General features: G+C 63.0%; 24 protein-coding genes. 22 read left to right on the top strand and 2 right to left on the bottom strand.

The window, feature by feature from the left end; all coding sequences use genetic code 11:
• The first annotated feature begins 143 nt into the window (after window positions 1–143).
• The 4 genes from ACTYOL_RS26820 (at window position 144) to ACTYOL_RS26805 (ending at window position 4,257) form a co-directional block, all read left to right on the top strand.
• On the top strand, window positions 144–1,238 hold the full coding sequence (locus ACTYOL_RS26820) for a polyamine ABC transporter substrate-binding protein (protein WP_444757343.1): 1,095 nt from the start codon (window positions 144–146) through the stop codon (window positions 1,236–1,238).
• A gap of 69 nt (window positions 1,239–1,307) precedes the next feature.
• Entirely contained in the window at window positions 1,308–2,450 is a 1,143-nt protein-coding gene (locus tag ACTYOL_RS26815; protein ID WP_054894983.1) for an ABC transporter ATP-binding protein, read from the top strand.
• Window positions 2,451–2,485: 35 nt separating this feature from the next.
• A complete protein-coding gene (locus ACTYOL_RS26810; protein WP_178117587.1) occupies window positions 2,486–3,367 on the top strand; it encodes an ABC transporter permease subunit in 882 nt (293 codons plus the stop codon).
• Complete coding sequence (locus ACTYOL_RS26805) at window positions 3,364–4,257, top strand: ABC transporter permease subunit (protein ID WP_065862352.1); 894 nt, start codon at window positions 3,364–3,366, stop codon at window positions 4,255–4,257. Before ACTYOL_RS26810 ends, ACTYOL_RS26805 begins: the two co-directional genes overlap by 4 nt.
• Window positions 4,258–4,923: 666 nt before the next feature.
• Here ACTYOL_RS26805 and ACTYOL_RS26800 read toward each other — a convergent pair.
• Window positions 4,924–5,379, bottom strand: coding sequence for an REP-associated tyrosine transposase (locus ACTYOL_RS26800; RefSeq protein WP_444758182.1), 456 nt, complete (start codon window positions 5,377–5,379; stop codon window positions 4,924–4,926).
• A gap of 274 nt (window positions 5,380–5,653) precedes the next feature.
• Here ACTYOL_RS26800 and ACTYOL_RS26795 point away from each other — a divergent pair, with 274 nt between their 5' ends.
• From ACTYOL_RS26795 to ACTYOL_RS26710, 18 genes are all read left to right on the top strand, one after another.
• On the top strand, window positions 5,654–6,742 hold the full coding sequence (locus ACTYOL_RS26795; protein WP_054891095.1) for an efflux RND transporter periplasmic adaptor subunit: 1,089 nt from the start codon (window positions 5,654–5,656) through the stop codon (window positions 6,740–6,742).
• Window positions 6,739–7,806 carry an efflux RND transporter periplasmic adaptor subunit gene (locus tag ACTYOL_RS26790; protein ID WP_444757342.1) on the top strand — a complete coding sequence of 356 codons (1,068 nt, stop codon included), beginning with the start codon at window positions 6,739–6,741 and terminating at the stop codon, window positions 7,804–7,806. The genes ACTYOL_RS26795 and ACTYOL_RS26790 overlap by 4 nt, the downstream gene beginning before the upstream one ends.
• Window positions 7,803–10,856 (top strand): efflux RND transporter permease subunit, encoded by a 3,054-nt coding sequence (locus ACTYOL_RS26785; protein ID WP_054891097.1) that lies wholly within the window; start codon window positions 7,803–7,805, stop codon window positions 10,854–10,856. Before ACTYOL_RS26790 ends, ACTYOL_RS26785 begins: the two co-directional genes overlap by 4 nt.
• A gap of 230 nt (window positions 10,857–11,086) precedes the next feature.
• Window positions 11,087–11,269: a sulfur starvation response protein OscA gene (gene oscA / locus ACTYOL_RS26780; protein ID WP_016489716.1), complete on the top strand. Its 183-nt coding sequence runs from the start codon at window positions 11,087–11,089 to the stop codon at window positions 11,267–11,269.
• A 45-nt stretch (window positions 11,270–11,314) separates the two neighbouring features.
• Entirely contained in the window at window positions 11,315–12,322 is a 1,008-nt protein-coding gene (locus ACTYOL_RS26775) for a sulfate ABC transporter substrate-binding protein (RefSeq protein WP_065864011.1), read from the top strand.
• A gap of 152 nt (window positions 12,323–12,474) precedes the next feature.
• Window positions 12,475–13,293, top strand: coding sequence for a sulfate ABC transporter permease subunit CysT (cysT, locus tag ACTYOL_RS26770; protein WP_054891099.1), 819 nt, complete (start codon window positions 12,475–12,477; stop codon window positions 13,291–13,293).
• A gap of 13 nt (window positions 13,294–13,306) precedes the next feature.
• Window positions 13,307–14,179 carry a sulfate ABC transporter permease subunit CysW gene (cysW, locus tag ACTYOL_RS26765; RefSeq protein ID WP_112899462.1) on the top strand — a complete coding sequence of 291 codons (873 nt, stop codon included), beginning with the start codon at window positions 13,307–13,309 and terminating at the stop codon, window positions 14,177–14,179.
• A gap of 3 nt (window positions 14,180–14,182) precedes the next feature.
• A complete protein-coding gene (locus ACTYOL_RS26760; protein ID WP_054891101.1) occupies window positions 14,183–15,172 on the top strand; it encodes a sulfate/molybdate ABC transporter ATP-binding protein in 990 nt (329 codons plus the stop codon).
• Between the two features lie 418 nt (window positions 15,173–15,590).
• Window positions 15,591–16,391, top strand: coding sequence for an energy transducer TonB (locus tag ACTYOL_RS26755; protein WP_063541728.1), 801 nt, complete (start codon window positions 15,591–15,593; stop codon window positions 16,389–16,391).
• 36 nt (window positions 16,392–16,427) lie between these two features.
• The gene (locus ACTYOL_RS26750) at window positions 16,428–17,150 is read left to right on the top strand and encodes a MotA/TolQ/ExbB proton channel family protein (RefSeq protein WP_054891103.1); all 723 of its coding nucleotides are present in this window, start codon (window positions 16,428–16,430) and stop codon (window positions 17,148–17,150) included.
• Between the two features lies 1 nt (window position 17,151).
• The gene (locus ACTYOL_RS26745) at window positions 17,152–17,553 is read left to right on the top strand and encodes an ExbD/TolR family protein (protein ID WP_054891104.1); all 402 of its coding nucleotides are present in this window, start codon (window positions 17,152–17,154) and stop codon (window positions 17,551–17,553) included.
• Window positions 17,554–17,841: 288 nt separating this feature from the next.
• Complete coding sequence (locus tag ACTYOL_RS26740) at window positions 17,842–18,423, top strand: alpha/beta hydrolase (protein ID WP_197890518.1); 582 nt, start codon at window positions 17,842–17,844, stop codon at window positions 18,421–18,423.
• Window positions 18,424–18,484: 61 nt separating this feature from the next.
• A complete protein-coding gene (locus ACTYOL_RS26735) occupies window positions 18,485–19,432 on the top strand; it encodes a sigma 54-interacting transcriptional regulator (RefSeq protein ID WP_197890515.1) in 948 nt (315 codons plus the stop codon).
• A 186-nt stretch (window positions 19,433–19,618) separates the two neighbouring features.
• Window positions 19,619–20,404 (top strand): MetQ/NlpA family ABC transporter substrate-binding protein, encoded by a 786-nt coding sequence (locus ACTYOL_RS26730; RefSeq protein ID WP_153774827.1) that lies wholly within the window; start codon window positions 19,619–19,621, stop codon window positions 20,402–20,404.
• 442 nt (window positions 20,405–20,846) lie between these two features.
• Window positions 20,847–21,512 (top strand): amino acid ABC transporter permease, encoded by a 666-nt coding sequence (locus tag ACTYOL_RS26725; RefSeq protein WP_065864006.1) that lies wholly within the window; start codon window positions 20,847–20,849, stop codon window positions 21,510–21,512.
• Window positions 21,493–22,152, top strand: coding sequence for an amino acid ABC transporter permease (locus tag ACTYOL_RS26720; RefSeq protein WP_444757341.1), 660 nt, complete (start codon window positions 21,493–21,495; stop codon window positions 22,150–22,152). Before ACTYOL_RS26725 ends, ACTYOL_RS26720 begins: the two co-directional genes overlap by 20 nt.
• Complete coding sequence (locus ACTYOL_RS26715; protein WP_151926461.1) at window positions 22,149–22,922, top strand: amino acid ABC transporter ATP-binding protein; 774 nt, start codon at window positions 22,149–22,151, stop codon at window positions 22,920–22,922. Before ACTYOL_RS26720 ends, ACTYOL_RS26715 begins: the two co-directional genes overlap by 4 nt.
• Window positions 22,919–23,797 (top strand): transporter substrate-binding domain-containing protein, encoded by an 879-nt coding sequence (locus tag ACTYOL_RS26710; RefSeq protein WP_444757340.1) that lies wholly within the window; start codon window positions 22,919–22,921, stop codon window positions 23,795–23,797. Before ACTYOL_RS26715 ends, ACTYOL_RS26710 begins: the two co-directional genes overlap by 4 nt.
• A gap of 74 nt (window positions 23,798–23,871) precedes the next feature.
• On the opposite strand, the gene ACTYOL_RS26705 is transcribed toward ACTYOL_RS26710, so the two are convergent.
• Window positions 23,872–24,690 (bottom strand): alpha/beta fold hydrolase, encoded by an 819-nt coding sequence (locus tag ACTYOL_RS26705; protein WP_444757339.1) that lies wholly within the window; start codon window positions 24,688–24,690, stop codon window positions 23,872–23,874.
• Between the last annotated feature and the right edge of the window lie 105 nt (window positions 24,691–24,795).

Genomic DNA, 24,795 nt, shown 5'->3' with positions numbered 1-24,795 from the left:
GGGTCGGGGTTTTCCGGCCCAGGGGGCATAAACCTCGATTGTCGATTGCGACATCCCAGCCACGCAGGTAAGTTGCGCGCCGGTTTTGCGTGTACGGCTGCTCCCAGCCGCCACCGAAGGCTCTGATTGTGAGGACCAACCACTTGTCTATTTCTGTATTGCGCAAGGCCATGATGGCTGGAGCAGGTCTGACGCTGGCCTGCAGCGTTCAAGCGGCGCCCACGGTGCACTTCTACAACTGGTCCGACTATGTCGGCCCGACCACGCTCGCGGACTTCGAGAAAGAGACGGGCATCAAGCCCGTGCAGGATGTCTTCGACTCCAACGAAACCCTGGAAGGCAAGCTGCTGGCCGGTAACACCGGCTATGACGTAGTGGTGCCGTCCAACCATTTCCTCGGCAAGCAGATCAAGGCGGGCGCGTTCCAGAAGCTCGACAAGCATCTGCTGCCCAATTATTCCAACCTGGACCCGGCGCTGATGAAGCGTCTGGAAAAGAACGATCCGGGCAACGAGTACGCCGTGCCTTACCTGTGGGGCACCAACGGCATCGGCTACAACGTCGACAAGGTCAAGGCCACGCTGGGCGTGGACAAGATCGACTCCTGGGCGGTGCTGTTCGAACCCGAGAACATGAAGAAGCTCTCCAAGTGCGGTGTGGCCTTCCTCGACTCGGCGGACGAGATGCTCCCGGCGGTGCTCAACTACATGGGGCTCAACCCCAACAGCACCGATCCAAAGGATTACGCCAAGGCCGAGAAGAAGCTGCTGGCGGTACGCCCGTACGTGACCTACTTCCACTCGTCCAAGTACATCACCGACCTGGCCAACGGCGATATCTGCGTCGCGGCAGGCTTCTCCGGCGATGTATTCCAGGCCAAGGCCCGTGCTGAAGAAGCCAAGAAGGGCGTGAACCTGGCCTACGCCATTCCCAAGGAAGGCGGCAACCTCTGGTTCGACGTGCTGGCGATTCCCAAGGACGCCAAGAACGTGAAAGAGGCCCACGCCTTCATCAACTATTTGCTGAAACCTGAGGTTATCGCCCAGGTCAGTGATTACGTCGGTTATGCCAACCCCAACCCCAAGGCTGGCGACCTGATGGACCAGGCTGTGAGAACTGACGCTGCGGTTTACCCATCGCAGGAAGTGCTGGACAAGATGTTCGTCAACGCGGAGTTGCCCCCCAAGGTGCAACGTCTGATGACCCGCAGCTGGACCAAGGTCAAGTCGGGCAAGTAAAAATCCAGACCCGACGCGGCCCTGCACACAGGCCGTTCGGGCACAAAAATCTTGTTGGGAGTTTCACTCATGGCAGTTGCCTCCGGTGCCTATAAGAAAGCCCTCGAGGGTGACCAGCAGCCCAAGCAGGTGCTGGTCAAGATCGACCGGGTCACGAAGAAGTTCGACGAAACCATCGCCGTGGACGATGTGTCCCTGGAAATCCGCAAAGGCGAGATCTTCGCCCTGCTGGGCGGCTCCGGTTCCGGCAAATCCACCTTGCTGCGGATGCTTGCAGGCTTCGAGCGCCCGACCGAAGGTCGGATCTTCCTCGACGGTGTCGACATCACCGACATGCCGCCCTACGAGCGGCCGATCAACATGATGTTCCAGTCCTATGCGCTGTTCCCGCACATGACCGTGGCGCAGAACATCGCCTTCGGCCTGCAGCAGGACAAGATGCCCAAGGCCGACATCGAAGCCCGCGTGGCCGAGATGCTCAAGCTGGTGCACATGACCCAGTACGCCAAGCGCAAGCCGCACCAGCTCTCCGGCGGCCAGCGTCAGCGCGTGGCCCTGGCCCGCTCGCTGGCCAAGCGTCCGAAACTGCTGCTGCTCGACGAGCCGATGGGCGCGCTGGACAAGAAACTGCGTTCGCAGATGCAGCTGGAGCTGGTCGAGATCATCGAGCGGGTCGGTGTGACATGCGTGATGGTGACCCACGACCAGGAAGAGGCCATGACCATGGCCCAGCGCATCGCCATCATGCACCTGGGCTGGATCGCCCAGATCGGCTCGCCTGTGGATATCTACGAGACGCCAACCAGTCGCCTGGTGTGCGAGTTCATCGGCAACGTCAACCTGTTCGAAGGTGAAGTGATCGACGACGCCGAAGGCCACGCGCTGATCGCCTCGCCGGAGCTCGAGCGCAAGATCTACGTCGGCCACGGTGTCACCACCTCGGTCGAAGACAAGCACATCACTTATGCGCTGCGTCCAGAGAAGCTGCTGGTGACGACGACGCAGCCCGATTTCGAGCACAACTGGTCGCGCGGCAAGGTCCACGACATCGCCTACCTGGGCGGTCACTCGGTGTTCTACGTCGAGCTGCCGAGCGGCAAGATCGTCCAGTCGTTCGTCGCCAACGCCGAACGCCAGGGCGCCCGCCCGACCTGGGGCGATGAAGTCTACGTGTGGTGGGAAGACGACAGCGGCGTGGTACTGCGCTCATGAAACCGCGAAAGCTCAAACGAGCCCTCCAGCGCATCATCCCCGAGGGACGCCATCTGGTGATCGGCGTGCCGTTCATCTGGCTGTTCCTGTTCTTCATGCTGCCGTTCTTCATCGTACTGAAGATCAGCTTCGCCGAAGCCGACGTGGCGATCCCGCCGTACACGGAGATTTACACCTACGTCGAGGACAAGATCCAGCTGGTGCTGAACCTGGCCAACTATGGCCTGCTCACCGAGGATGACCTGTACATCTCGGCCTACCTTGGTTCGCTCAAGGTCGCCCTCTTCAGCACCCTGCTGTGCCTGCTGATCGGCTACCCGATGGCCTACGCCATCTCCAAGGCCGAGAAGTCGCTGCAGACCGTTCTGCTGCTGCTGATCATGATGCCGACCTGGACCGCGATCCTGATCCGCGTCTATGCCTGGATGGGCATCCTCAGCAACAACGGGCTGCTCAACAGCTTCCTGCTGTGGACCGGGCTGATCGACCAGCCGCTGCAGATCCTCAACACCAACCTGGCGGTGTATATCGGTGTGGTCTATTCGTACCTGCCATTCATGATCCTGCCGCTGTACGCGAACCTGGTGAAGCATGACCAGAGCCTGCTGGAAGCGGCGAGCGACCTGGGCTCGAGCACCTTCAACAGCTTCTGGAAGATCACCGTGCCGCTGTCGAAGAACGGCATCATCGCCGGTTGCATGCTGGTGTTCATCCCGGTGGTGGGCGAGTTCGTGATCCCTGAACTGCTCGGCGGTCCGGAAACCCTGATGATCGGTAAAGTGCTGTGGCAGGAATTCTTCAACAACCGTGACTGGCCGGTGGCATCCGCGCTGGCAGTGGTGATGCTGGCGATCCTGATCGTGCCGATCCTGCTGTTCAACCGCAGCCAGGCCAAAGAGATGGAGGGTCGGGCATGAAGCGCTTCAGTTTCTCCAAGCTGATGCTGGTGCTCGGCTTGCTGTTCATCTACCTGCCGATGCTGATCCTGGTGATCTACTCGTTCAACGCCTCGAAGCTGGTGACGGTGTGGGGCGGCTGGTCGGTGAAGTGGTACGTCGGCCTGCTCGACAACACCCAGTTGATGGGTTCGGTGATGCGCTCGCTGGAGATCGCCTGCTACACGGCGGTGGCTGCGGTGGCGCTGGGCACCCTGGCGGCCTTCGTGCTGACCCGGGTCACTCGCTTCAAGGGCCGCACGCTGTTCGGTGGTCTGGTCACCGCGCCGCTGGTCATGCCCGAGGTGATCACCGGTCTGTCCCTGTTGCTGCTGTTCGTGGCCATGGCGCAGATGATCGGCTGGCCGCAGGAGCGTGGCGTCGTCACCATCTGGATCGCCCACACCACCTTCTGTGCCGCTTATGTGGCGGTGGTGGTGTCGGCTCGCCTGCGTGAGCTGGACCTGTCGATCGAGGAAGCGGCGATGGACCTGGGCGCCAAGCCGTGGAAGGTGTTCTTCCTGATCACCATCCCGATGATCGCGCCTTCTCTGGCAGCGGGCGGCATGATGTCGTTCGCCCTCTCGCTGGATGACCTGGTGCTGGCCAGCTTCGTGTCCGGCCCGGGCTCGACCACCTTGCCGATGGAAGTGTTCTCGGCCGTGCGTCTGGGTGTGAAGCCCGAGATCAACGCCGTGGCCAGCCTGATCCTGCTGTCGGTGTCGTTGGTGACCTTCCTGGTCTGGTACTTCAGCCGTCGCGCCGAAGAACGCCGCCGCCGGGCGATCCAGCAAGCCATCGAGGAAGGTGCTGCAGCGAACGTCGGCCAACCTCAGGTACGGCGTCCGGCACAGGCTGCTGCGTCGGCCTGACCGGCCCTTTCGCGGGTAAATCGGAGCGCCGAACCGCCGCCCCCACAGGATCACCACTGCTTTTGACGCTTGTGGTGATCCTGTTGGAGCAACTGTCTTGCTCAAGAATCTAGGCCTGGCCAATCCCTGTGGGAGCGGGCTTGTCCCGCGAGCACGGGCGTAGCCCGTGCCAGGCAGCGCGGTGTCTTTTTCGCGGGTAAACCCGCTCCTACAGGATCACCACTGCTTTTGACGCTTGTGGTGATCCTGTTGGAGCAACTGTCTTGCTCAAGAATCTGAGGCCTGGCCAATCCCTGTGGGAACAGGCTTGTCCCGCGAGCACGGGCGTAGCCCGTGCCAGGCAGCGCGGTGTCTTTTTCGCGGGTAAACCCGCTCCCACAGGATCACCACTGCTTTTGACGCTTGTGGTGATCCTGTTGGAGCAACTGTCTTGCTCAAGAATCTAGGCCTGGCCAATCCCTGTGGGAGCGGGCTTGTCCCGCGAGCACGGGCGTAGCCCGTGCCAGGCAGCGCGGTGTCTTTTTCGCGGGTAAACCCGCTCCCACAGGATCACCACTGCTTTTGAAGCTTGTGGTGATCCTGTTGGAGCAACTGTCTTGCTCAAGAATCTGAGGCCTGCCCAATCCCTGTGGGAGCGGGTTTACCCGCGAAGGCTTCACCGCAGATTCAAAGCCAGACGGCATCCCAATGTGGATAGTCCCCAACATGATCGACCAGGCCCGCCCGCAATGGGTTGGCGACGATGTACCTCGCAGCGCTTTGCAGGCTTTCTTCTCTGCGCAAGGCCCGATCATGGTAGCCGGGTTGCCACACCGGATACTGGCTGACCCCCGCTTTGTGCAGAGCCAGGCTCGATCGCGACTTGAACCTGCGCATCAAACTCCCAAGCGTCACCCCCCTCAATTCGATCAACCAGTGCAGATGGTCCGGCATCAGCACCCAGGCCAGCGTGCGGCTGGCGTTTTCCTGATCTGACAGGCGTAGCTGTTTCACCAGCAGCCGGGCGCTGCGCAGGTCGTGGAACAGGGGTTGTCGTTCGTGGGTGACGGCAGTCAGCAGGTAGCACCTGCCAGGCTCTGAGCAGCGGCCGCGGCGCAGGCGGTGGGAATGGGCCAGGGGCATCGAATTTCCTCCATGAAATTGACCTTTGGAGGTTAGCGGTGCTGTTCCGACCTTGGCGCCAGTCATGGTTTCCGGATTTTGCAGTGGCCTTTTCGCGGGCAAGTCGGAGCGCCGAGCCGCCGCTTCCACAGGCCCACCCCCCTGTAGGAGCGGGCTTGCCCGCGAAAGCTTCACCGCCGATCCAAAGCCGAACCCCACAGTGCCGTTTATTGAACCCTGGACTACGCTGACAGTCGCATCCCACGAATCATTTGCGCGCAAGCAAGGAGCCTGCATGACGTTTACGCGTGCGCTGTTGGTCGTTTGCCTGGGGTTGTTGTCAGTGCTGTCAGGCTGCAAGGAACAGGCGTCCAGCCCTGAACTGCCACGCGTCGGCGTGGCACGGGTCGAACCTACCGATTTCGCCGCCAACGTCACCCTCACCGGTGATGTGCAGGCGCGCGTACAGACCGACCTTTCATTTCGCGTGGGCGGCAAGATCATCGCCCGCAGCGTCGACGTGGGCGACCACGTCAAGGCCAACCAGGTGCTGGCGCGCCTGGACCCGAAAGACCTGCAGAACAATGTCGACTCAGCCAAGGCCGAGGTATTCGCCGAGCAGGCGAGGGTCACCCAGACCCGCGCCGCCTTCGTGCGTCAGCAGAAACTGTTGCCCAAGGGCTACACCAGCCAGAGTGAATACGACTCGGCTGAAGCTGCCCTGCGCAGCAGCCAGAGCGCGCTCAAGGCGGCCCAGGCACAACTGGCCAATGCCCGTGAGCAATTGAGCTACACCGACCTGGTGTCCGAGGCGGATGGGGTGATCACCGCGCGCCAGGCCGAGGTTGGCCAGGTAGTGCAGGCGACCATGCCGATCTTCAGCCTGGCCACCGACGGCGATCGTGATGCCGTCTTCAACGTCTATGAGTCGCTGCTGGTGTCGCCACCCAGCGACGAAGGCGTGATCGTCCGGCTTGTGGATAACCCCAAGGTGCAGGCCGAAGGACGGGTGCGCGAGATCACCCCGACGGTGTCTGCCGAGAGCGGTACGGTGCAGGTCAAGGTGGCGCTGCGTAACGTGCCGGCTGCCATGCAGTTGGGCTCGCCGGTAACCGCCACGGCTCACGCCCAGGGGCGCCCAAGCATCGAATTGCCCTGGTCGGCGCTGACCAAGGCGCTGCATGAGCCGGCGGTGTGGGTGGTGGGCGAGGGCGACAAGGTCGAACTGCGCAAGGTCCAGGTGGCGCGTTATCTCACCGGGCGCATCGTCATCAGCGACGGCGTGAAAAGCGGCGAAACCGTGGTGGTCAGTGGCGGCCAGTTGCTGCATCCGGGTATGCAGGTGCAGAAAGTCGACGCCAAGAGCCCCGGAGGTGAGCCATGAAACCCTTGCTGGTGTTACTTGCCGCAGCCACCCTGCTGCCCGGTTGCAAGGGCGATGAGCCGGCGCCCGAGCCCGTGCGTCCGGTGCTCTCGACCCTGGTGGAGCCACAGATGCAGTCGCAGCTCGGTCGTTTTGCGGGCACCATCCAGGCACGCTTCGAAAGTACCCTGGGCTTCCGAGTGTCCGGGCGCATTGCGCGGCGCTGGGTGGACGTGGGCGCGCAGGTAAAACCGGGCGACACCCTGGCCACCCTCGATCCCACCGACCAGCAGAACCAGCTGCGCGCTGCCGAAGGCGACCTGGCGCGCATCCAGGCGCAATGGATCAACGCCCAGGCCAATGCCCGCCGCCAGCAGCAGTTGTATGACCGCGGCGTCGGCGCCCAGGCCCAGCTGGACATCGCCCAGACCGACCTGAAGACCACCGGCGCCTCGCTCGAACAGGCGCGTTCGGCGGTCAGCCAGGCACGCGACCAGCTCGGCTACAGCACCCTGCGCAGCGACCACGCAGCAGTAGTCACCGCCTGGCGCGCTGAAGCCGGGCAGACGGTCAGCGCCGGGCAGGAGGTCGTCACCCTGGCGCGCCCGGATGTGAAGGAGGCGGTCATCGACCTGCCGATCCACCTGGCCGAACAACTGACCCCGGCGCTGACCTTCACGGTCGCCTCGCAACTGGACCCGAGCCTCAACACCACCGCGACCCTGCGTGAGCTTGAGCCTCAGGCCGACGCCACCACCCGCACCCGGCGTGCACGGTTGAGCCTGGTGAGCACGCCCAACGGCTTCCACCTCGGTACCGCGATCAGCGTCACCCTGAGCTCGGCGGTGACTCCGCGCAGCCAGCTGCCGGCCACCGCGCTGCTCGAGCGTGATGGCAAGACCCAGGTGTGGGTGGTCGATCCGCAGCAGAAGACCGTGGCTACCCGCGACATCACCCTGCTCGAGCGCACCGATGACAGCATCGTCCTGGCAGGCGGTGTGCAGCCTGGCGAGCGGGTAGTGACCGCCGGTGTCAACAGCCTCAAGCCTGGCCAGAAGGTCACCTTCGACGAGGACGCACGATGAAAGGAAGCTTCAACCTCTCCGAATGGGCCCTCAGGCACCAGTCCTTCGTCTGGTACCTGATGTTCGTCAGCTTGCTGATGGGCGTGTTTTCCTACCTCAACCTGGGCCGCGAGGAAGACCCTTCCTTCACCATCAAGACCATGGTGATCCAGACCCGCTGGCCCGGCGCGACCCAGGACGAGACCCTGCTGCAGGTCACCGACCGTATCGAGAAAAAGCTCGAGGAACTGGACTCGCTCGACTACGTGAAAAGCTATACCCGCCCCGGTGAGTCCACCGTCTACGTGTACCTGCGCGACACCACCAAGGCCAAGGACATCCCCGACATCTGGTACCAGGTGCGCAAGAAGATCCAGGACATCCGCGGCGAATTCCCCGAGGGCATCCAGGGGCCGGGGTTCAACGACGAATTCGGCGATGTGTTCGGCTCGATCTATGCCTTCACTGCCGACGGCCTGACCCTGCGTCAGTTGCGCGACTACGTCGAGCAGGTGCGCGCCGAGGTGCGCGAGGTGCCCAACATCGGCAAGATCGAGCTGATCGGCACCCAGGACGAAGTGCTCTATCTGAACTTCTCCACCCGCAAGCTGGCAGCCCTGGGTATCGACCAGCGCCAGGTGATGCAGGCGCTGCAGTCGCAGAACGCGGTCACGCCTGCCGGGGTCATAGAGGCCGGCCCAGAGCGCATCTCGGTGCGCACGAGCGGACAGTTCGCCTCCGAGAAGGATCTGCAGAACGTCAACCTGCGCATCAATGATCGCTTCTTCCGCCTGGCCGACATCGCCAATATCGAGCGTGGCTACGTCGACCCGCCAGCACCCATGTTCCGCTACAACGGCGAGACGGCGATCGGCCTTGCGATCGGCATGAAGGCCGGCGGCAACATCGAGGTGTTCGGCCAGTTGCTCAAGGAGAAGATGACCAGCATCACCGCCGATTTGCCGGTGGGCGTGGGTGTGCATACGGTTTCCGACCAGGCTGTGGTGGTGAAGAAGGCTGTGGGCGGCTTCACCAGTGCGCTGTTCGAAGCGGTGGTCATCGTGCTGGTGGTGAGCTTCATCAGCCTGGGTATCCGCGCAGGGCTGGTGGTGGCCTGTTCGATTCCGCTGGTGCTGGCGATGGTCTTCGTGTTCATGGAGTACAGCGGCATCACCATGCAGCGGATCTCCCTTGGTGCGTTGATCATCGCCCTGGGGCTGCTGGTGGACGATGCAATGATCACCGTGGAGGTGATGGTCACGCGCCTGGAAATGGGTGAAACCAAGGAGCAGGCCGCGACCTTCGCCTACACCTCGACCGCGTTTCCCATGCTTACCGGCACCCTGGTGACCGTGGCTGGCTTCGTGCCGATCGGGTTGAACGCCAGCTCTGCCGGCGAGTACACCTTCACCCTGTTCGCGGTGATCGCCGTGGCGTTGCTGGTGTCGTGGATCGTGGCCGTGTTCTTCGCCCCGGTGCTGGGCGTGCACATTCTCAACAGCCAGAAGGTCAAGGCCCACGAGACCGAGCCGGGCAGGGTAGGGCGCGCCTTCGAGCATGGCCTGCTGTGGTGCATGCGCCATCGCTGGATCACGGTGATCGGCACCATCGTGCTGTTCATCCTGTCGGTGGTGGGTATGCGTTTCGTGCAGAACCAATTCTTCCCATCTTCGGACCGCCCGGAAATCCTGGTCGATCTCAACCTGCCGCAGAACGCCTCGATCGAAGAGACCCGCAAGGCGGTGGATCGCCTGGAGGCGACCTTCAAGGACGATCCGGACATCGTCAGCTGGAGCACCTACATCGGCCAGGGCGCGATTCGTTTCTACCTGCCTCTCGACCAGCAACTGCAGAACCCTTACTACGCGCAATTCGTGATCGTCAGCAAGGGCCTGGAGGAACGCGGCGGGCTGATGGCGCGCCTGCAGGAGCGCCTGCACAAGGACTTCGTCGGCATCGGTACCAACGTCCAGTCGCTGGAAATGGGCCCGCCGGTGGGGCGGCCGATCCAGTATCGGGTCAGCGGCAAGGATATCGACCAGGTGCGCCGCCATGCCATCGAGCTGGCCACCCTGCTCGACAGCAACGAGCACATCGGTGAGATGATCTACGACTGGAACGAGCCCGGAAAGGTGCTGCGGGTCGAGATCGCCCAGGACAAGGCCCGGCAGTTGGGGCTGTCGTCCGAAGACGTGGCCAATGTGATGAACAGCATCGTCAGTGGCGTGCCGATCACTCAGGTCAACGACGACATCTACCTGATCGATGTGGTCGCCCGTGCCGAGGACAGCGAGCGTGGCTCGCCGGATACCCTGCAGAACCTGCAGATTCTCACCCCTAACGGCACCTCGATTCCGCTGCTGGCCTTCGCCACCGTGCGCTACGAGCTGGAGCAGCCGCTGGTGTGGCGCCGCGACCGCAAACCGACCATCACCATCAAGGCCTCGGTGGCCGGCGAGATCCAGCCCACCGATCTGGTGGCCCAGCTCAAGCCGAAGATCGACGAGTTCGCCAGCAAGCTTCCAGTGGGCTACGAGGTGGCCACGGGCGGTACGGTGGAGGAGAGCGCCAAGGCCCAGGGCCCGATCCGTCAGGTGGTGCCGCTGATGCTGTTCCTGATGGCGACCTTCCTGATGATCCAGTTGCACAGCGTGCAGAAGCTGTTCCTGGTGGTCAGTGTCGCGCCGCTGGGGCTGATCGGCGTGGTGCTGGCGCTGGTGCCGACGGGAACGCCGATGGGCTTCGTTGCGATCCTCGGGATTCTTGCGCTGATCGGCATCATCATCCGCAACTCGGTGATCCTGGTGACCCAGATCGACGAATTCGAGGCCCAGGGCTACTCACCATGGGACGCGGTGGTCGAGGCGACCAACCATCGGCGCCGGCCGATCCTGCTCACGGCCGCGGCGGCCAGCCTGGGGATGATCCCCATTGCTCGCGAGGTGTTCTGGGGCCCGATGGCCTACGCCATGATCGGCGGGATCATCAGCGCAACGCTGCTGACCTTGCTGTTCCTGCCGGCGCTGTACGTGGCCTGGTACAAGATCCGAGAGCCGCAGGCGCAGAACTGAAGCCTCGCCCCCTGTAGGAGCGGGCTTGCCCGCGAATGCAACAGTGGCTGCACCACGGCATTCGCGGGCAAGCCCGCTCCCACAGCCACCTACTGGGCTGTTCAGTAATTCAGTTATATAAACATTCTTAAACAGTATTTTTAAGAATATCCCGCCATCACTAAGATTGCCCTCAAGCCAGGCGCAATCCCCTTCCTCTGCCCGGCACCCTTACTCAATGGAGAACGAGCATGAGTGCATCTCTGCGTAGCATCGACGGTCAGGACGAAGCCACCATTCTGCGTGAAATCCAGAGCGCGCTGCGCGACCTGCGCTTCGGTGCAGTGGAGATCACCGTGCACAACGCTCAGGTCGTGCAGATCGAGCGCAAGGAGAAATTCCGCCTGCAGCAGCCCGGCAACAAGTCCGGCTGAGTCCGACACATCCAACTAGAAAAAATGCCAATCGGGAGCTTCACCATGTCCATCCGCCGTTATGCGCTCGCCGCTCTGGCCAGTGCCGTTTTTGCCGGTTCCGCCATCGCCAAGGATTACGAACTGCTCAACGTGTCCTATGACCCGACCCGTGAGCTGTACCAGCAGTACAACGCCGAATTCATCAAGCACTGGCAGCAGACGCATCCGGACGACAAGGTGAAGATCCAGCAATCCCACGGTGGCTCGGGCAAGCAGGGCCGCGCGGTAATCGATGGCCTGCGCGCCGACGTGGTGACCCTGGCCCTGGCTGGCGACATCGACGAGATCGCCAAGCTTGGCAAGACCCTGCCGGAAAACTGGCAGACCCGTCTGCCGGACGCCAGCACCCCCTACACCTCGACCATCGTGTTCCTGGTGCGCAAGGGCAATCCGAAAGGCATCAAGGACTGGGGTGACCTGGTCAAGAAAGACGTCTCGGTCATCACTCCGAATCCGAAAACCTCCGGCGGCGCGCGCTGGAACTTCCTCGCCGCCTGGGCCTATGGCCTGAAATCCGGTGGTAGCGAAGCCAAGGCCAAAGAGTACGTGCAGGAGCTGTTCAAGCACGTACCGGTGCTGGATACCGGCGCCCGCGGCTCCACCATCACCTTCGTCAACAACGGCCAGGGCGATGTCCTGCTGGCCTGGGAAAACGAAGCCTTCCTGGCACTGAAGGAAGACGGTGGCAGCGACAAGTTCGAGATCGTCGTGCCGTCGCTGTCGATCCTCGCCGAACCGCCAGTGGCGGTGGTCGACAAGAACGCCGAGAAGAAGGGCAACACCGAGATCGCCACCGAATACCTGAAACACCTGTACAGCCCTGCTGGGCAGAAGATCGCTGCGGAAAACTTCTACCGTCCGCGTGACGAGAAAGTCGCCGCCGAATTCGCCAAGCAGTTCCCGAAACTTGACCTGGTGACTATCGACAAGGACTTCGGTGGCTGGAAAACTGCTCAGCCGAAGTTCTTCAACGACGGCGGTGTGTTCGACCAGATCTACCAGGCGCAGTAAGGCCCGAGGACAGCGGGGCCGCTCCTGCAGGGGAACGCGATCCCTGCAGGAGCGGCCTTGTGCCGCGAATGGGCTGCGCAGCAGCCCAGGATTCAAAAGTTTGCACCGGCCCGGGATCCTTCCGGGCCAAGTGCGTTCAACCAGGGATATTTATGTCACGTCGCATCTCCCCCGTCATACCCGGCTTCGGGCTGACGCTGGGCTACACCTTGGTGTACCTCAGCCTGATCGTGCTGATACCGCTGGCGGCCATGTTCATTCATGCCTCGCAGCTTACCTGGGAGCAGTTCTGGAACATCATCAGTGCACCGCGGGTCATCGCGGCGCTCAAGCTGAGTTTCGGTACCGCCCTGTTCGCCGCCATCATCAATGGCGTGATCGGCACCCTGCTGGCCTGGGTGCTGGTGCGCTACACCTTCCCCGGGCGCAAGATCATCGAAGCGATGATCGACCTGCCGTTCGCCCTGCCCACCGCCGTCGCCGGTATTGCCCTGACTGCCCTGTATGCACCTGCGGGCTGGGTCGGCCAGTTCGCCACCGACCTGGGCTTCAAGATCGCCTACACCCCGCTGGGCATCACCCTGGCCCTGACCTTCGTCACGCTGCCGTTCGTGGTGCGTACGGTGCAGCCGGTGCTGGCGGACATCCCGCGTGAGGTCGAGGAGGCCGCCGCCTGCCTGGGCGCCAAGCCGTTGCAGGTGTTCCGCCATGTGCTGGCGCCGGCACTGCTGCCGGCCTGGCTGACCGGCTTCGCCCTGGCATTCGCCCGGGGCGTGGGCGAGTACGGTTCGGTGATCTTCATCGCCGGCAACATGCCGATGAAGACCGAGATCCTGCCGTTGCTGATCATGGTCAAGCTCGACCAGTACGACTACACCGGCGCCACGGCCATCGGCGTGCTGATGCTGGTGGTTTCCTTCATCCTGCTGCTGCTGATCAACTTGCTTCAGCGGCGCATCGAAACCCCTTGAAGGAGGCCCGGTCATGTCTTCGTCATCCATAACTGCAAGCTCCGCCGCCAATGCCGCCCGCCGTGGCAGCGCCACCTCGCGCCGTGTACTGATCGGCCTTGGCTGGCTGGTGTTCGCGCTGTTCCTGCTGCTGCCGCTGGTGATCGTGGTGTCCCAGGCGCTGAAGAATGGCTTCGGCACCTTCTTCGAGGCGATCTTCGAGCCTGACGCGCTTTCGGCGCTCAAGTTGACGCTGCTCGCGGTGGTCATCTCGGTGCCGCTGAACCTGGTGTTCGGCGTCAGCGCCGCCTGGTGCGTGAGCAAGTACAGCTTCCGTGGCAAGAGCGTGCTGGTCACCCTGATCGACCTGCCGTTCTCGGTCTCGCCGGTCATTGCCGGCCTGGTCTATGTGCTGATGTTCGGCGCCCAGGGCCTGCTCGGCCCCTGGCTGCAGGACCACGATATCCAGATCGTCTTCGCCCTGCCGGGCATCGTGCTGGCGACCATTTTCGTCACCGTGCCCTTCGTCGCCCGTGAGCTGATCCCGCTGATGCAGGAGCAGGGCACGCAAGAGGAAGAGGCCGCGCGCCTGCTGGGTGCCAACGGCTGGCAGATGTTCTGGCATGTCACCCTGCCGAACATCAAGTGGGGCCTGATCTACGGCGTGGTGCTGTGTACCGCGCGGGCCATGGGCGAGTTCGGTGCGGTGTCGGTGGTCTCCGGCCATATCCGCGGCGTCACCAACACCTTGCCGCTGCATGTGGAGATCCTCTACAACGAGTACAACCATGTCGCGGCCTTCAGCGTGGCCAGCCTGTTGCTGATCCTGGCGCTCTTCATCCTGCTGCTCAAGCAGTGGAGCGAGAACCGTATTAACCGCCTGCGCCACAGCGCAGCGGAGGAATAAGTCATGTCGATCGAAGTTCGTAACGTCAGCAAGCGCTTCAACAGTTTCCAGGCCCTGAACAACATCAACCTGGATATCCACAGCGGTGAGCTGGTCGCGCTGCTCGGCCCCTCCGGCTGCGGCAAGACTACCCTGCTGCGCATCATCGCCGGCCTGGAGACGCCGGATGACGGCAGCATCGTGTTCCACGGCGAGGACGTCTCGGGCCACGATGTGCGCGATCGCAACGTCGGGTTCGTGTTCCAGCACTATGCGCTGTTCCGCCACATGAGTGTGTTCGACAACGTCGCCTTCGGCTTGCGCATGAAACCCAAGGGCGAACGCCCGAGCGAGAGCAAGATCGCCGAGAAGGTCCATGAGTTGCTGAACATGGTCCAGCTCGACTGGCTCGCCGACCGCTATCCCGAGCAGTTGTCGGGGGGCCAGCGCCAGCGTATCGCCCTGGCCCGTGCCTTGGCGGTGGAGCCGAAGGTGCTGCTGCTCGACGAGCCGTTCGGCGCCCTCGATGCCAAGGTGCGCAAGGAGCTGCGCCGCTGGCTGGCGCGGTTGCACGAGGATATCAACCTGACCTCGGTGTTCGTCACCCACGATCAGGAAGAGGCCATGGAAGTGGCCGACCGCATCGTGGTGATGAACAAGGGCGTGATCGAACAGATCGGCTCGCCGGGCGAGGTGTACGAGAAACCGGCCAACGACTTCGTCTACCACTTCCTCGGCGATTCCAACCGCCTGGCCTTGAGCGAGGGCAACCATGTGCTGTTCCGTCCTCACGAGGTGTCGCTGTCGCGCCATGAGACCGAGGGCCACCACGCTGCCGAAGTCCGCGACATTCGCCCGCTGGGCGCGACCACCCGAGTGACGCTGAAGGTCGAGGGGCAGAGCGAGCTGATCGAGGCCGAAGTGGTCAAGGACCACGACAGCCTGACCGGGCTTGCGCGCGGCGAGACCCTGTTCTTCCGGCCGAAGGTCTGGCAGAAGGTGGCGGATATCTAAGCTGCCGTGTGCATGAAAAACCCGGGTTTGCAGCCCGGGTTTTTTATTGCCTGGGCGAAGGTCGGGGCTGCTGCGCGGCCCTTCGCGGATAAACCCGCTCCACAGGCTCCCCTCGGCTTCAAGGACAGCGCTGTGCCTGTAGGCGCGGGCTTGACCCGCTATCGAGGGCGCAGCCCTCGCCGGATTTCGATACCTTCCACGAATATTTTGCATGCCGCACGTGCATGATTTTCCCCGTGCGTCGTTACAGCCCTTGTGCCACGCGGCTTTGCGGGAACCCCTGAAATCTTATATTCGATAAAGGAATAGCTATAATTTTAAACATTACTTTCAGAGATAAGCCTCTGGAATGGATGATTCAGCCACGAGGACCGGCCAAGGTCCGAAGACCTGCATCACGTTTCCAGGAGTCGATTCAATGGGTAATGTCCAGACGGCCGCGAGGGCCTACGACCAGCCATGGCGCCCGGCCCCGGGCGACCTGGTCGAGCTTGGACGCACGCTTCGCCTGCCGCTGGCGCAGCTGCGCCTGCAGCGCACGCCGGTCAGTGGTCTCAAGCGTCGCGACAAGCTGGCGCTGGGGTTGCTGGTGCTGGTCTTGCATGGCGCTGCGGCCTACTGGGTCAGTCAGCGACCAACCCCCGAGCTGCCGGTGATTCCGCCAGAGATTCCGCCGATGACCATCGAGTTCGCCGCCCCGGCGCCGCCGGTCGTCGAGCCGCCACCGCCTGTGCCTGTGGTCGAGCCGCCACCGCCACCACCGCCGGTGGTCGATGAGCTGGCTGCCAAGCCTGCACCGAAGCCGGTACCTAAACCAAAACCGGTGCCAAAGCCCGTACCCAAGCCGCAGCCCAAACCGGTCGAGGCGCCACCACCGGCACCGACCCCAGCGCCTGCACCGCCTGCTCCGGCACCTGCACCACCAGCACCGGCACCGGTCACGCCCGCTTCAGCCAACGCCGCGTACCTGAAGAACCCGGCGCCGGAATACCCGCAACTGGCCCAGCGCCGTGGATGGGAAGGCACCGTGTTGTTGCGGGTGGAGGTACTGCCTAGCGGCAAGCCGGGGCAGATCCAGATCCAGAAGACCAGCGGCCGCGATGCCCTGGATGCTGCCGCGCTCGCTGCGGTGAAGCGCTGGAGCTTCGTGCCGGCCAAGCAGGGTGACGTGGCCCAGGTGGGCTGGGTCAGCGTCCCGATCGATTTCAAGCTTCGTTAACTCGCGCCATCGAACCGAACATAGGAAGACTTCATCATGAGCCTGTTGGCATCCCCTCTCGAATCCGTTGAAAGCGCCGTCATCTGGCTGCTGGTTGGTTTTTCCGTGGTCACCTGGGCGTTGGCCCTGGTCAAGGTCGTGCAGTTCGTGCGGCTGAAGAACCAGGACAAGCGCTTCCATGCCCAGTTCTGGGCCGCTTCAAGCCTCGACTCGGCGGCCGAGATCAGCCACGAGCAGCCAGGCCCTGCGGCCCGCGTCGCCCAGGCCGGTTATGCCGCCATCGCCGTCGGCGAGCCGGGCCAGGCGGCCGACCTGAGCCATGCGATCAATCATCAGGACCGCCTCGAGCGCGCCCTGCGCCAGCAGATCGTGCGTGAGCGTCGCTCGCTGGAAACCGGCCTGGCCGTGGTCGCCAGTATTGGCAGCACCTCGCCGTTCATCGGTCTGTTCGGCACCGTGTGGGGCATCATGGAAGCGCTCAAGGGCATCAGCGCTGCCGGTTCCGCCAGCCTGGAAACCGTGGCCGGCCCGATTGGCGCGGCGCTGGTCGCCACGGGCGTGGGTATCGCCGTCGCGGTGCCGGCGGTGCTGGTCTACAACTACTTCCTGCGTCGCCTCAAGCTGACCGCTGCCGACCTCGACGACTTCGCCCACGACTTCTACAGCCTGGCGCAGAAGAGTGCTTTCCGCGTCCTGGTTCACCCGACCCTGCAAAAAGCCCAGGCCGGTTTCGGCCAGCCGGTGAAGGAGGCTTCCTGACATGGCGTTCTCGACCCAGGACAGCGATGAAGTCCTCAGTGAAATCAACGTCACGCCGCTGGTGGACGTCATGCTGGTGCTGCTGGTGGTGTTCATCGTCACCGCGCCGCTGCTGACCAACGCCATCCCGATCAACTTGCCCAAGACCGAGGCCGTCGCGCCGGTGGAGCAGAAAGACCCGTTGGTGGTGAGCATCGATGGTGGCGGCAAGCTGTTCATCAACAAGGATGAGATCCAGCCGGACCTGCTGGAAACCAACCTCAAGGCGGCCAGGGAAAAGGACGCGGATGTGCGTGTACAGCTGCAGGCTGACGACGGTGTCAACTACGGCGAAGTGGCGCGGGCGATGGCGGCCATCGAACGTGCCGGGATCAGCAAGCTGGCGGTGATCACCGCGCGTTGATCGGCAACACCCTCTTCAGGCAAGTGCTTCAGGGCCATTTCTCTTGGCAGGGGATGGCCCTTTTTTTTTATGCACCTCCCTGTAGGAGCGGGCTTGCCCCGCGATGGCGTCCGCGCAGGCGACGATGTTGCCCAGGCGGACGTCATCGCGGGGCAAGCCCGCTCCTGCAAAGGGGCGTGCAGTTACCTTGATTATGGTTATTAATAAATAGCTTCTTATTCCTTTACGAATATAACTGCCTCCCTATACTTGGTTCCCAAGCACGCAAACTTCCAAGGAGGCGTCCCCATGCGCAATGAGTCGATTCGTTACCTGATTGTGCCGGGCTGGCAAGGATCGCCAGACAATCATTGGCAAAGCCACTGGCAGCGCAGCCTGCCCAACAGCGCCCGGGTCGAGCAGCGAGATTGGCTCACCCCGCAGCGGCGCGACTGGGTGCAGGCGCTCGAGCAGGCGATTGCCGCCGAACGCTCGCCGGTGATCCTCATCGCCCACAGCCTGGGCTGCGTCACCGTCGCCCACTGGGCCGCGCAGGCCAGCCCTGCGCTGCTGCGCCGGGTGCGAGGGGCGCTGCTGGTGGCGCCAGCGGACGTCGAACGGCCGACCTGCGCGCCGGCCTTGCGCAACTTTGCGCCCATCCCGCTGCATGCGCTGCCGTTCCCCAGCCAGGTGGTCAGCTCGGACAACGATCCGGCCGTCAGCGTGCCGCGTGCACTGTACCTGGCCAAGGCCTGGGGGGCGGAAGCGGGGCTGTTGAGCAATGCCGGGCACATCAACGTCAAATCCGGTCACGAGCGTTGGGAACAGGGCTTCGCTTATCTGTACCGCCTGCAAGGCCGGATCGAGCAGCGCTCACTGCGCCGCGCCTGACCTGGTCTTTCAACCGATTCGCTGACTCCCCGGTCGCCTGCGGCCGGGGCGGGAGTTTTCCATGAGTTTCAACAATCCCTTCGGCCAGCCGCTGCTGACGTTCCCCGAGCTGGACAAGAGCCCGCTGAGTATCCGTGCCAAGGCGCTGGTATTCGTCGATGCACGTTCGCAGCAACTGCGCGAAGCGCTCGAACGCCTGGCGCCGCAACCGCTGCCGGTGCTGATCCGTGGTGAGACCGGCACCGGCAAGGAGCTGCTGGCCAGGCAGATCCACCGCGCCAGCGATCGCGCGGGGCTGTTCGTCTCGGTCAACTGCGCGGGCATCAGCCACACCTACGCCGATGCCGAGCTGTTCGGCTACAGCGCCGGTACCCATGGCGGCACGGCCAGCAGTCGCGCAGGCTGGTTCGGTTCGGCCAATGGCGGCACCTTGTACCTGGACGAGATCGCCGACCTGCCGTTGGCCATCCAGGGCAAGCTGCTGGCGGCACTGGAAAACCGCGAGGTCACCCGGGTCGGCGCCCACCAGCCACAGGCCGTGGATGTGCGCCTGGTGGCCGCCTCCAGCATCGACCTGGCCCAGGCAGTGCGTGCCGGGCGCTTCAACGAGCGGCTGTACCTCTATCTGCGCGAGGGCGAACTGGAGCTGCCAGCGCTGCGCCAGAGGGTCGGGGACATCCTGCCGCTGGCCGAATACTTCGTCGGCATCTACAGCGTGCGCCTGGAACGCAGCGTGCCGCTGATCAGCGAAGCGGCGCAGCAAGCGCTGGAAGCCCATGCCTGGCCCGGCAACACCCGCGAGCTGGAGAACGTCATCCACTTTGCCCTGCTGGTGGCCGAGGGCGATGAAATTCTCCCGCAGCATCTGGACCTGCCCGAGCGCGCGCCCCTGACCCGTCTGGCCAGCCAACTCGCGCAACTGGGGCGCAGCCGTGAGCCAGGTACGCTTGCCGCCTTGCGCGAATTGCTGGAGCGAAGCCTGATCGAACTGAATACATCCGCGCGCTAGAGCGGTCGCCGACGGCTCATAAGCAAAGTGGGTGATGGCTTTTTGTTTTTGGAATAAGCAGCGAATCAAAAGATATTGTTAGGGCATAAAAAATCCCGGTATCGTCCGCTCCACGCCCACTGTCGAGACGGTGCGGCACCTGACTTCGCCATCGTCGATGGCCCCAGCTTGATAACAAGGATCACCATGAAAAAGACCCTGCTGACGACTGCCCTCGCCGCTGCCCTGTCGCTGTCCGGCCTGGCTCACGCCGCCGAAAAACTGGTGGTAGCCGCCACGCCGGTGCCACACGCCGAAATCCTCGAGCTGATCAAGCCCACCCTGGCCAAGGAAGGTGTGGACCTGCAGATCAAGGTCTTCACCGACTACGTGCAGCCGAACGTGCAGGTCGACCAGAAGCGCCTGGACGCCAACTACTTCCAGACGCTGCCGTACCTGAAGAACTTCAACGAAGGCAAGGGTACCCACCTGGAAACCGTGATCGGCGTGCACGTCGAGCCGTTCGGTGGCTACTCGAAGAAGGTCAAGAGTCTGTCGGAGCTCAAGGAAGGCGCCACCGTGGCTATTCCGAACGAGGGCAGCAACAGTGGTCGCGCCCTGCTGCTGCTGCAGAAGGCCGGCCTGATCACCCTGAAGGATCCGAAGAACGCCCTGGCAACGCCGAAAGACATCGCCGAGAACCCGAAGAAACTGAAGTTCCGCGAGCTCGAGTCGGCCATGCTGCCGCGCGTGCTGGATCAGGTCGACCTGGACATGATCAACACCAATTACGCGCTGGAGGCGGGCCTGAACCCGGCCAAGGATGCGCTGGTGATCGAGGGCAGCGACTCGCCTTACGTGAACTTCCTGGTTGCGCGTCCTGACAACAAGAACAGCGACGCCATCCAGAAGCTGGCCAAGGCCCTGACCAGCCCTGAAGTGAAAGCCTTCATCGAGAAGAAGTACCAAGGTGCGGTGCTGCCGGCGTTCTGATTTGCCCGGTTAGTGCTTCACATGAAAACGCCGACACTGCTGTGTCGGCGTTTTCGTTTGGAAACCGAAACCTTCAGCGCTGCCCGGCAAGCGCCTTGCGCAGGGCCAGCAACCACTGAAGCTGTTCATTCGAAATGGGCGTGCTTGGGCTGTTCATTGTTGTCGTCCCTGTGGGCCTGGCTGGCCGATCAGTCTGAAGTCCTTTTGAGAGGTATTTCGAAGGAAAGATCCCTGGCAGATGTATGAAATTTCCGGTTAGCCCGTCGGGTGATATCAATATGCAATAAAGGTATTTAGAGAAAGATTTTTATGCCTTTAGAGTCTACCCATCGTGCTTACCCGCACACACCTTTTCATCGTCCACGACGCTGAGCCAACCTCGCGTCGAGCCCGGAACCTTGCCCATGTCGTACCTCCGTGACCCTGTGTCGAGGCGTTATCCATGACCTTCGACACTGCCTTCATGCTTAGCACACTCCCGGCATTCCTCAAGGCTGTTGGCGTCACCCTGCAGGTCGGGCTGATCGCCATCGCCACCTCGCTGCTGGTCGCCGTGTTCAATGCCGCCGTACTGGTGTTTCGCACCCCCTACCTGTGGCGGCTGGTCAAAGGCTACGTAGAGCTGGCGCGCAACACGCCGCTGCTGATCCAGTTGTTCTTCGTCTATTTCGCATTGCCGACCCTGGGTTTGAAAGTATCCGGCTTCGCTGCCGCGATCATCACCATGACCTTCATGGGCGGCGCCTACCTCACCGAGGTGCTGCGGGCGGGTGTCGAAGCGGTGCCACGGGCGCAGCTGGAGTCCGGGCGCTCCATCGGCTTGTCCGAGGGCCAGCTGCTGCGCCACGTGATCCTGCCCCAGGCCGGCATCCTCAGCTTGCCGGCGCTGTTCGCCAACTTCATCTTCCTGCTCAAGGAAACCACCGTGGTCTCGGCGGTAGCCGTGCCGGAAATCCTCTACACCACCAAGAACTACATCGCCCTGTACTACAAGACCTACGAAATGCTCGCAGTGCTGACGTTGCTCTGCGTGCTGCTGTTCCTGCCGTTGTCGCTGCTGCTGCGCCACCTGGAAAGGAGGTTGCAACATGGCCAGTTCGGCAATTGAGCTGCTGCTGGTGTCCTTGCCGCAACTGGCCAAGGGCGCCGGACAGACCCTGGCGATCTCGGCCTTGGGCATCGTTTTCGCCACCCTGGGCGGTGTGCTCTATGGCGTGCTGGCCACGTTGGGCAAGCGTGCGGTGAACATCGCCTTGCAGGTCTACCTGGAGCTGTTTCGTGCAATACCGGTGCTGGTCTGGTTGTACCTGGTGTTCTTCGGGTTGCCGATCTTCTTTTCGCTGAGCATCCCCAGCTTCTGGTGCGCGGTGCTGGTGCTGGGGCTGTGGGGCGCCAGCGAGGTGGGCGAGGTGGTACGCGGGGCGCTGGCTTCGCTGCCGCGCGGCCAGCGCGAGGCGGGGCTGGCGATCGGTCTTTCGGGCCTGCAGTTGTATGGGCACGTGCTGTTGCCGCAGGCGCTCAAGCGCATGACGCCACCCACCATCAATATCTACACACGGATCGTCAAGACCAGCGCGCTTGCCGTGCTGATCGGCGTCGTCGACGTCATCAAGGCCGGCCAGCAGATCATCGAGCGCACCTACGAGTCGGTGCTGATCTACGGCGTGCTGTTCCTGTTCTTCTTTTTTATCTGCTACCCGCTTTCCGCCGCCTCGCGCGCGCTGGAACGCCGCTGGGCCCACTCATGAGCGCATTGATTGAATTCCAGGGTTTCAACAAGTTCTTCGGCGAGCACCAGGTGCTCAAGGATGTCGACCTGCAGGTTCAGGCCGGTGAAGTGGTGGTGATTCTCGGCCCCAGTGGCTGCGGCAAGAGCACCTTGCTGCGTTGCCTGAACGGTCTGGAGGACGCCCATGGCGGTAGCCTGCGCCTCGATGGCCAGGAGCTGCTGGGCCCCGGCACCGACTGGCGCCAGGTCCGCCAACGGGTGGGCATGGTGTTCCAGAGCTATCACCTGTTCGGCCACATGAGCGTGATCGACAACCTGCTGCTCGGCCCGCTCAAGGTGCAGAAGCGCGAGCGCACCGAAGCCCAGGCGCAGGCCGAGGCGTTGCTGGCGCGGGTGGGGTTGCTGGACAAGCGGGACGCCTTCCCCCGGCAGTTGTCGGGTGGCCAGCAGCAGCGCATCGCCATCGTTCGTTCGCTGTGCATGAACCCGCAGGTGATGCTGTTCGACGAGGTCACCGCAGCCCTGGACCCAGAGATGGTCAAGGAGGTGCTGCAGGTGATCCAGGGCCTGGCCCGGGACGGCATGACCCTGCTCATCGTCACCCACGAAATGGCCTTCGCCCGTGCGGTGGCCGACCGTATCGTGTTCATGGAGGCCGGCAGGATCCTTGAACAGAGCGACCCCGAGAGCTTCTTCAGCCAACCGCGGACCGCACGCGCGCAGCAGTTCCTGGACAAATTCTCCTTCGTCGAAAGCCTGCCGAAGACACTACACAAGGAACTGTCATGAAAACTGCCCACTTCACCAAACTGCTGGCGCCGCTGTTCGGCCTGGCCTTGCTGGCCGGTTGCGACAAACCCGCGGAGCCGGGCAAGTCGGCTGCGGCGACGTCTGCACCGTCCACCAGCTACCTGGAAACCATCAAGGCCCGCGATAAGCTGATCGTCGGCGTCTTCACCGACAAGCCGCCGTTCGGCTTCGTCGACGAGAGCGGTCGCTACGTGGGCTTCGACACCGATATCGGTCGTCGCTTCGCCAAGGACCTGCTCGGCGACGAGAACAAGGTCGAGTTCGTGGCCGTGGAACCGGCCAGCCGCATTCCGTTCCTGCAGAGCGACAAGGTCGACCTGATCCTCGCCAACATGACCGTCACCCCGGAGCGCAAGGAAGCGGTCGATTTCACCAACCCCAACCTGCGTGTGGCGGTGCAGGCCATCGTCGCCGATGGCAGCCCGGTGAAAACCCTCGACGAGCTGGCCGACAAGACCATCATCGTCACCACCGGCACCACCGCCGATATCTGGCTGACCAAGAACCACCCGGATTGGAAGTTGCTCAAGTTCGAGAAGAACAGCGAATCGCTGCAGGCCCTGGCCAACGGTCGTGGCGATGCCTATGCCCAGGACAACCTGATTCTGTTCAGCTGGGCCAAGCAGAACCCGGGCTACCGCGTGTTGCCAGAATTGCTGGGTGATGAGGCGCCGATCGCCCCGGCGGTGAAGAAGGGCAACACCGAGCTGCGTGACTGGGTCAATGCCGAGCTGGCCAAACTGGGGGAGGAGAAGTTCCTGCTCAAGCTGTATGACCAGTACGTGCGCAAGGAACTGAGCGACGACACCAAGCCTGAGAGCGTGATCGTCGAAGGCGGCAAGTGGCAGGGGTGAGTCGAGGCGCAATCGCGGGGCGAGCCCGCTCCTACAGCTATTTGTAGGAGCGGGCTGCACAGCGCATTGGCCTATCAGCTGTTACGCGGCAACCAGTTCAACAGGAACTCATTCACCACCTTCGGGTTCTCCAGGCTGGAGATATGCCCTGCGAATGGAATCTGCGCTGCCAGGCAACCGATGATCCGTGCCATTTCGTTGCTTTCGGCAGGCGGACGCGGGATGTCCTGGTCGCCGCAGACCACGATGGTCCGCTCTGCCGGCAACTCGCCCAGGCGGCCCAGCAGGTCAGGGCGTCCGAAAATCACCCGCCCCATCGGGTCGAGGCTCTGGCGAATGGCCTCGGCACTGCTGGCCTTGAGGGCGGCGCGGAACTGCTCGCGAACTTCCGGCACCGTCTGGCCGCCGGCATGGAAGAAGATCGGCACCACGATGTCGAGCAGTGGGTCAGGGAAGAACCCTGCGCCGCTGGCAGCATCCAGCAGGCCGAAGTACTTCAGGCGCGTTGCTTCAGGTTCGGCGCCGAGGTAGGTATCCATCAGCACGATGCGGTCAACCCGTTCCGGGTGCTCGATCGCCAGCTCAGCACCCCACATGCCGCCGACCGACAGGCCGACCAGATGGCATTTGTCGATGCCCAGTGCGTCGAGAAACGCCAGGTGCTGGCGTGCCAGCGCGCTCATGTCGGTGGTGGTGGCTGGTGGTGCCTCGGAGTCGCCATGGCCCCAGAGCTCGGGCACCAGCACGCGGAAGTGTTTCGACAGCGCATCGATCTGCGGTTGCCACATCGCGGCAGACCACAGATAGCTATGGCCCAGCAGCACCGGGAAGCCCTGGCCCTGGTCGACGTAGCTCATGCGGGCGCCGTCGATTTCGATGAAGTGCTTTTGCATGAGGAAGGCTCTTGGAAGAAAGGGGCGCTCAGGTTACCTGTTCGCAGTGTGAAGGGTTGTGAAACCGGTCATGTTCGGGCTGCGCCTGTGGTGATCTTTTCGCGG

The organism is Pseudomonas sp. A014, assembly GCF_052378495.1.
Classification (GTDB): domain Bacteria; phylum Pseudomonadota; class Gammaproteobacteria; order Pseudomonadales; family Pseudomonadaceae; genus Aquipseudomonas; species Aquipseudomonas machongensis.
This window is presented reverse-complemented; position numbering and strand designations above follow the sequence as displayed.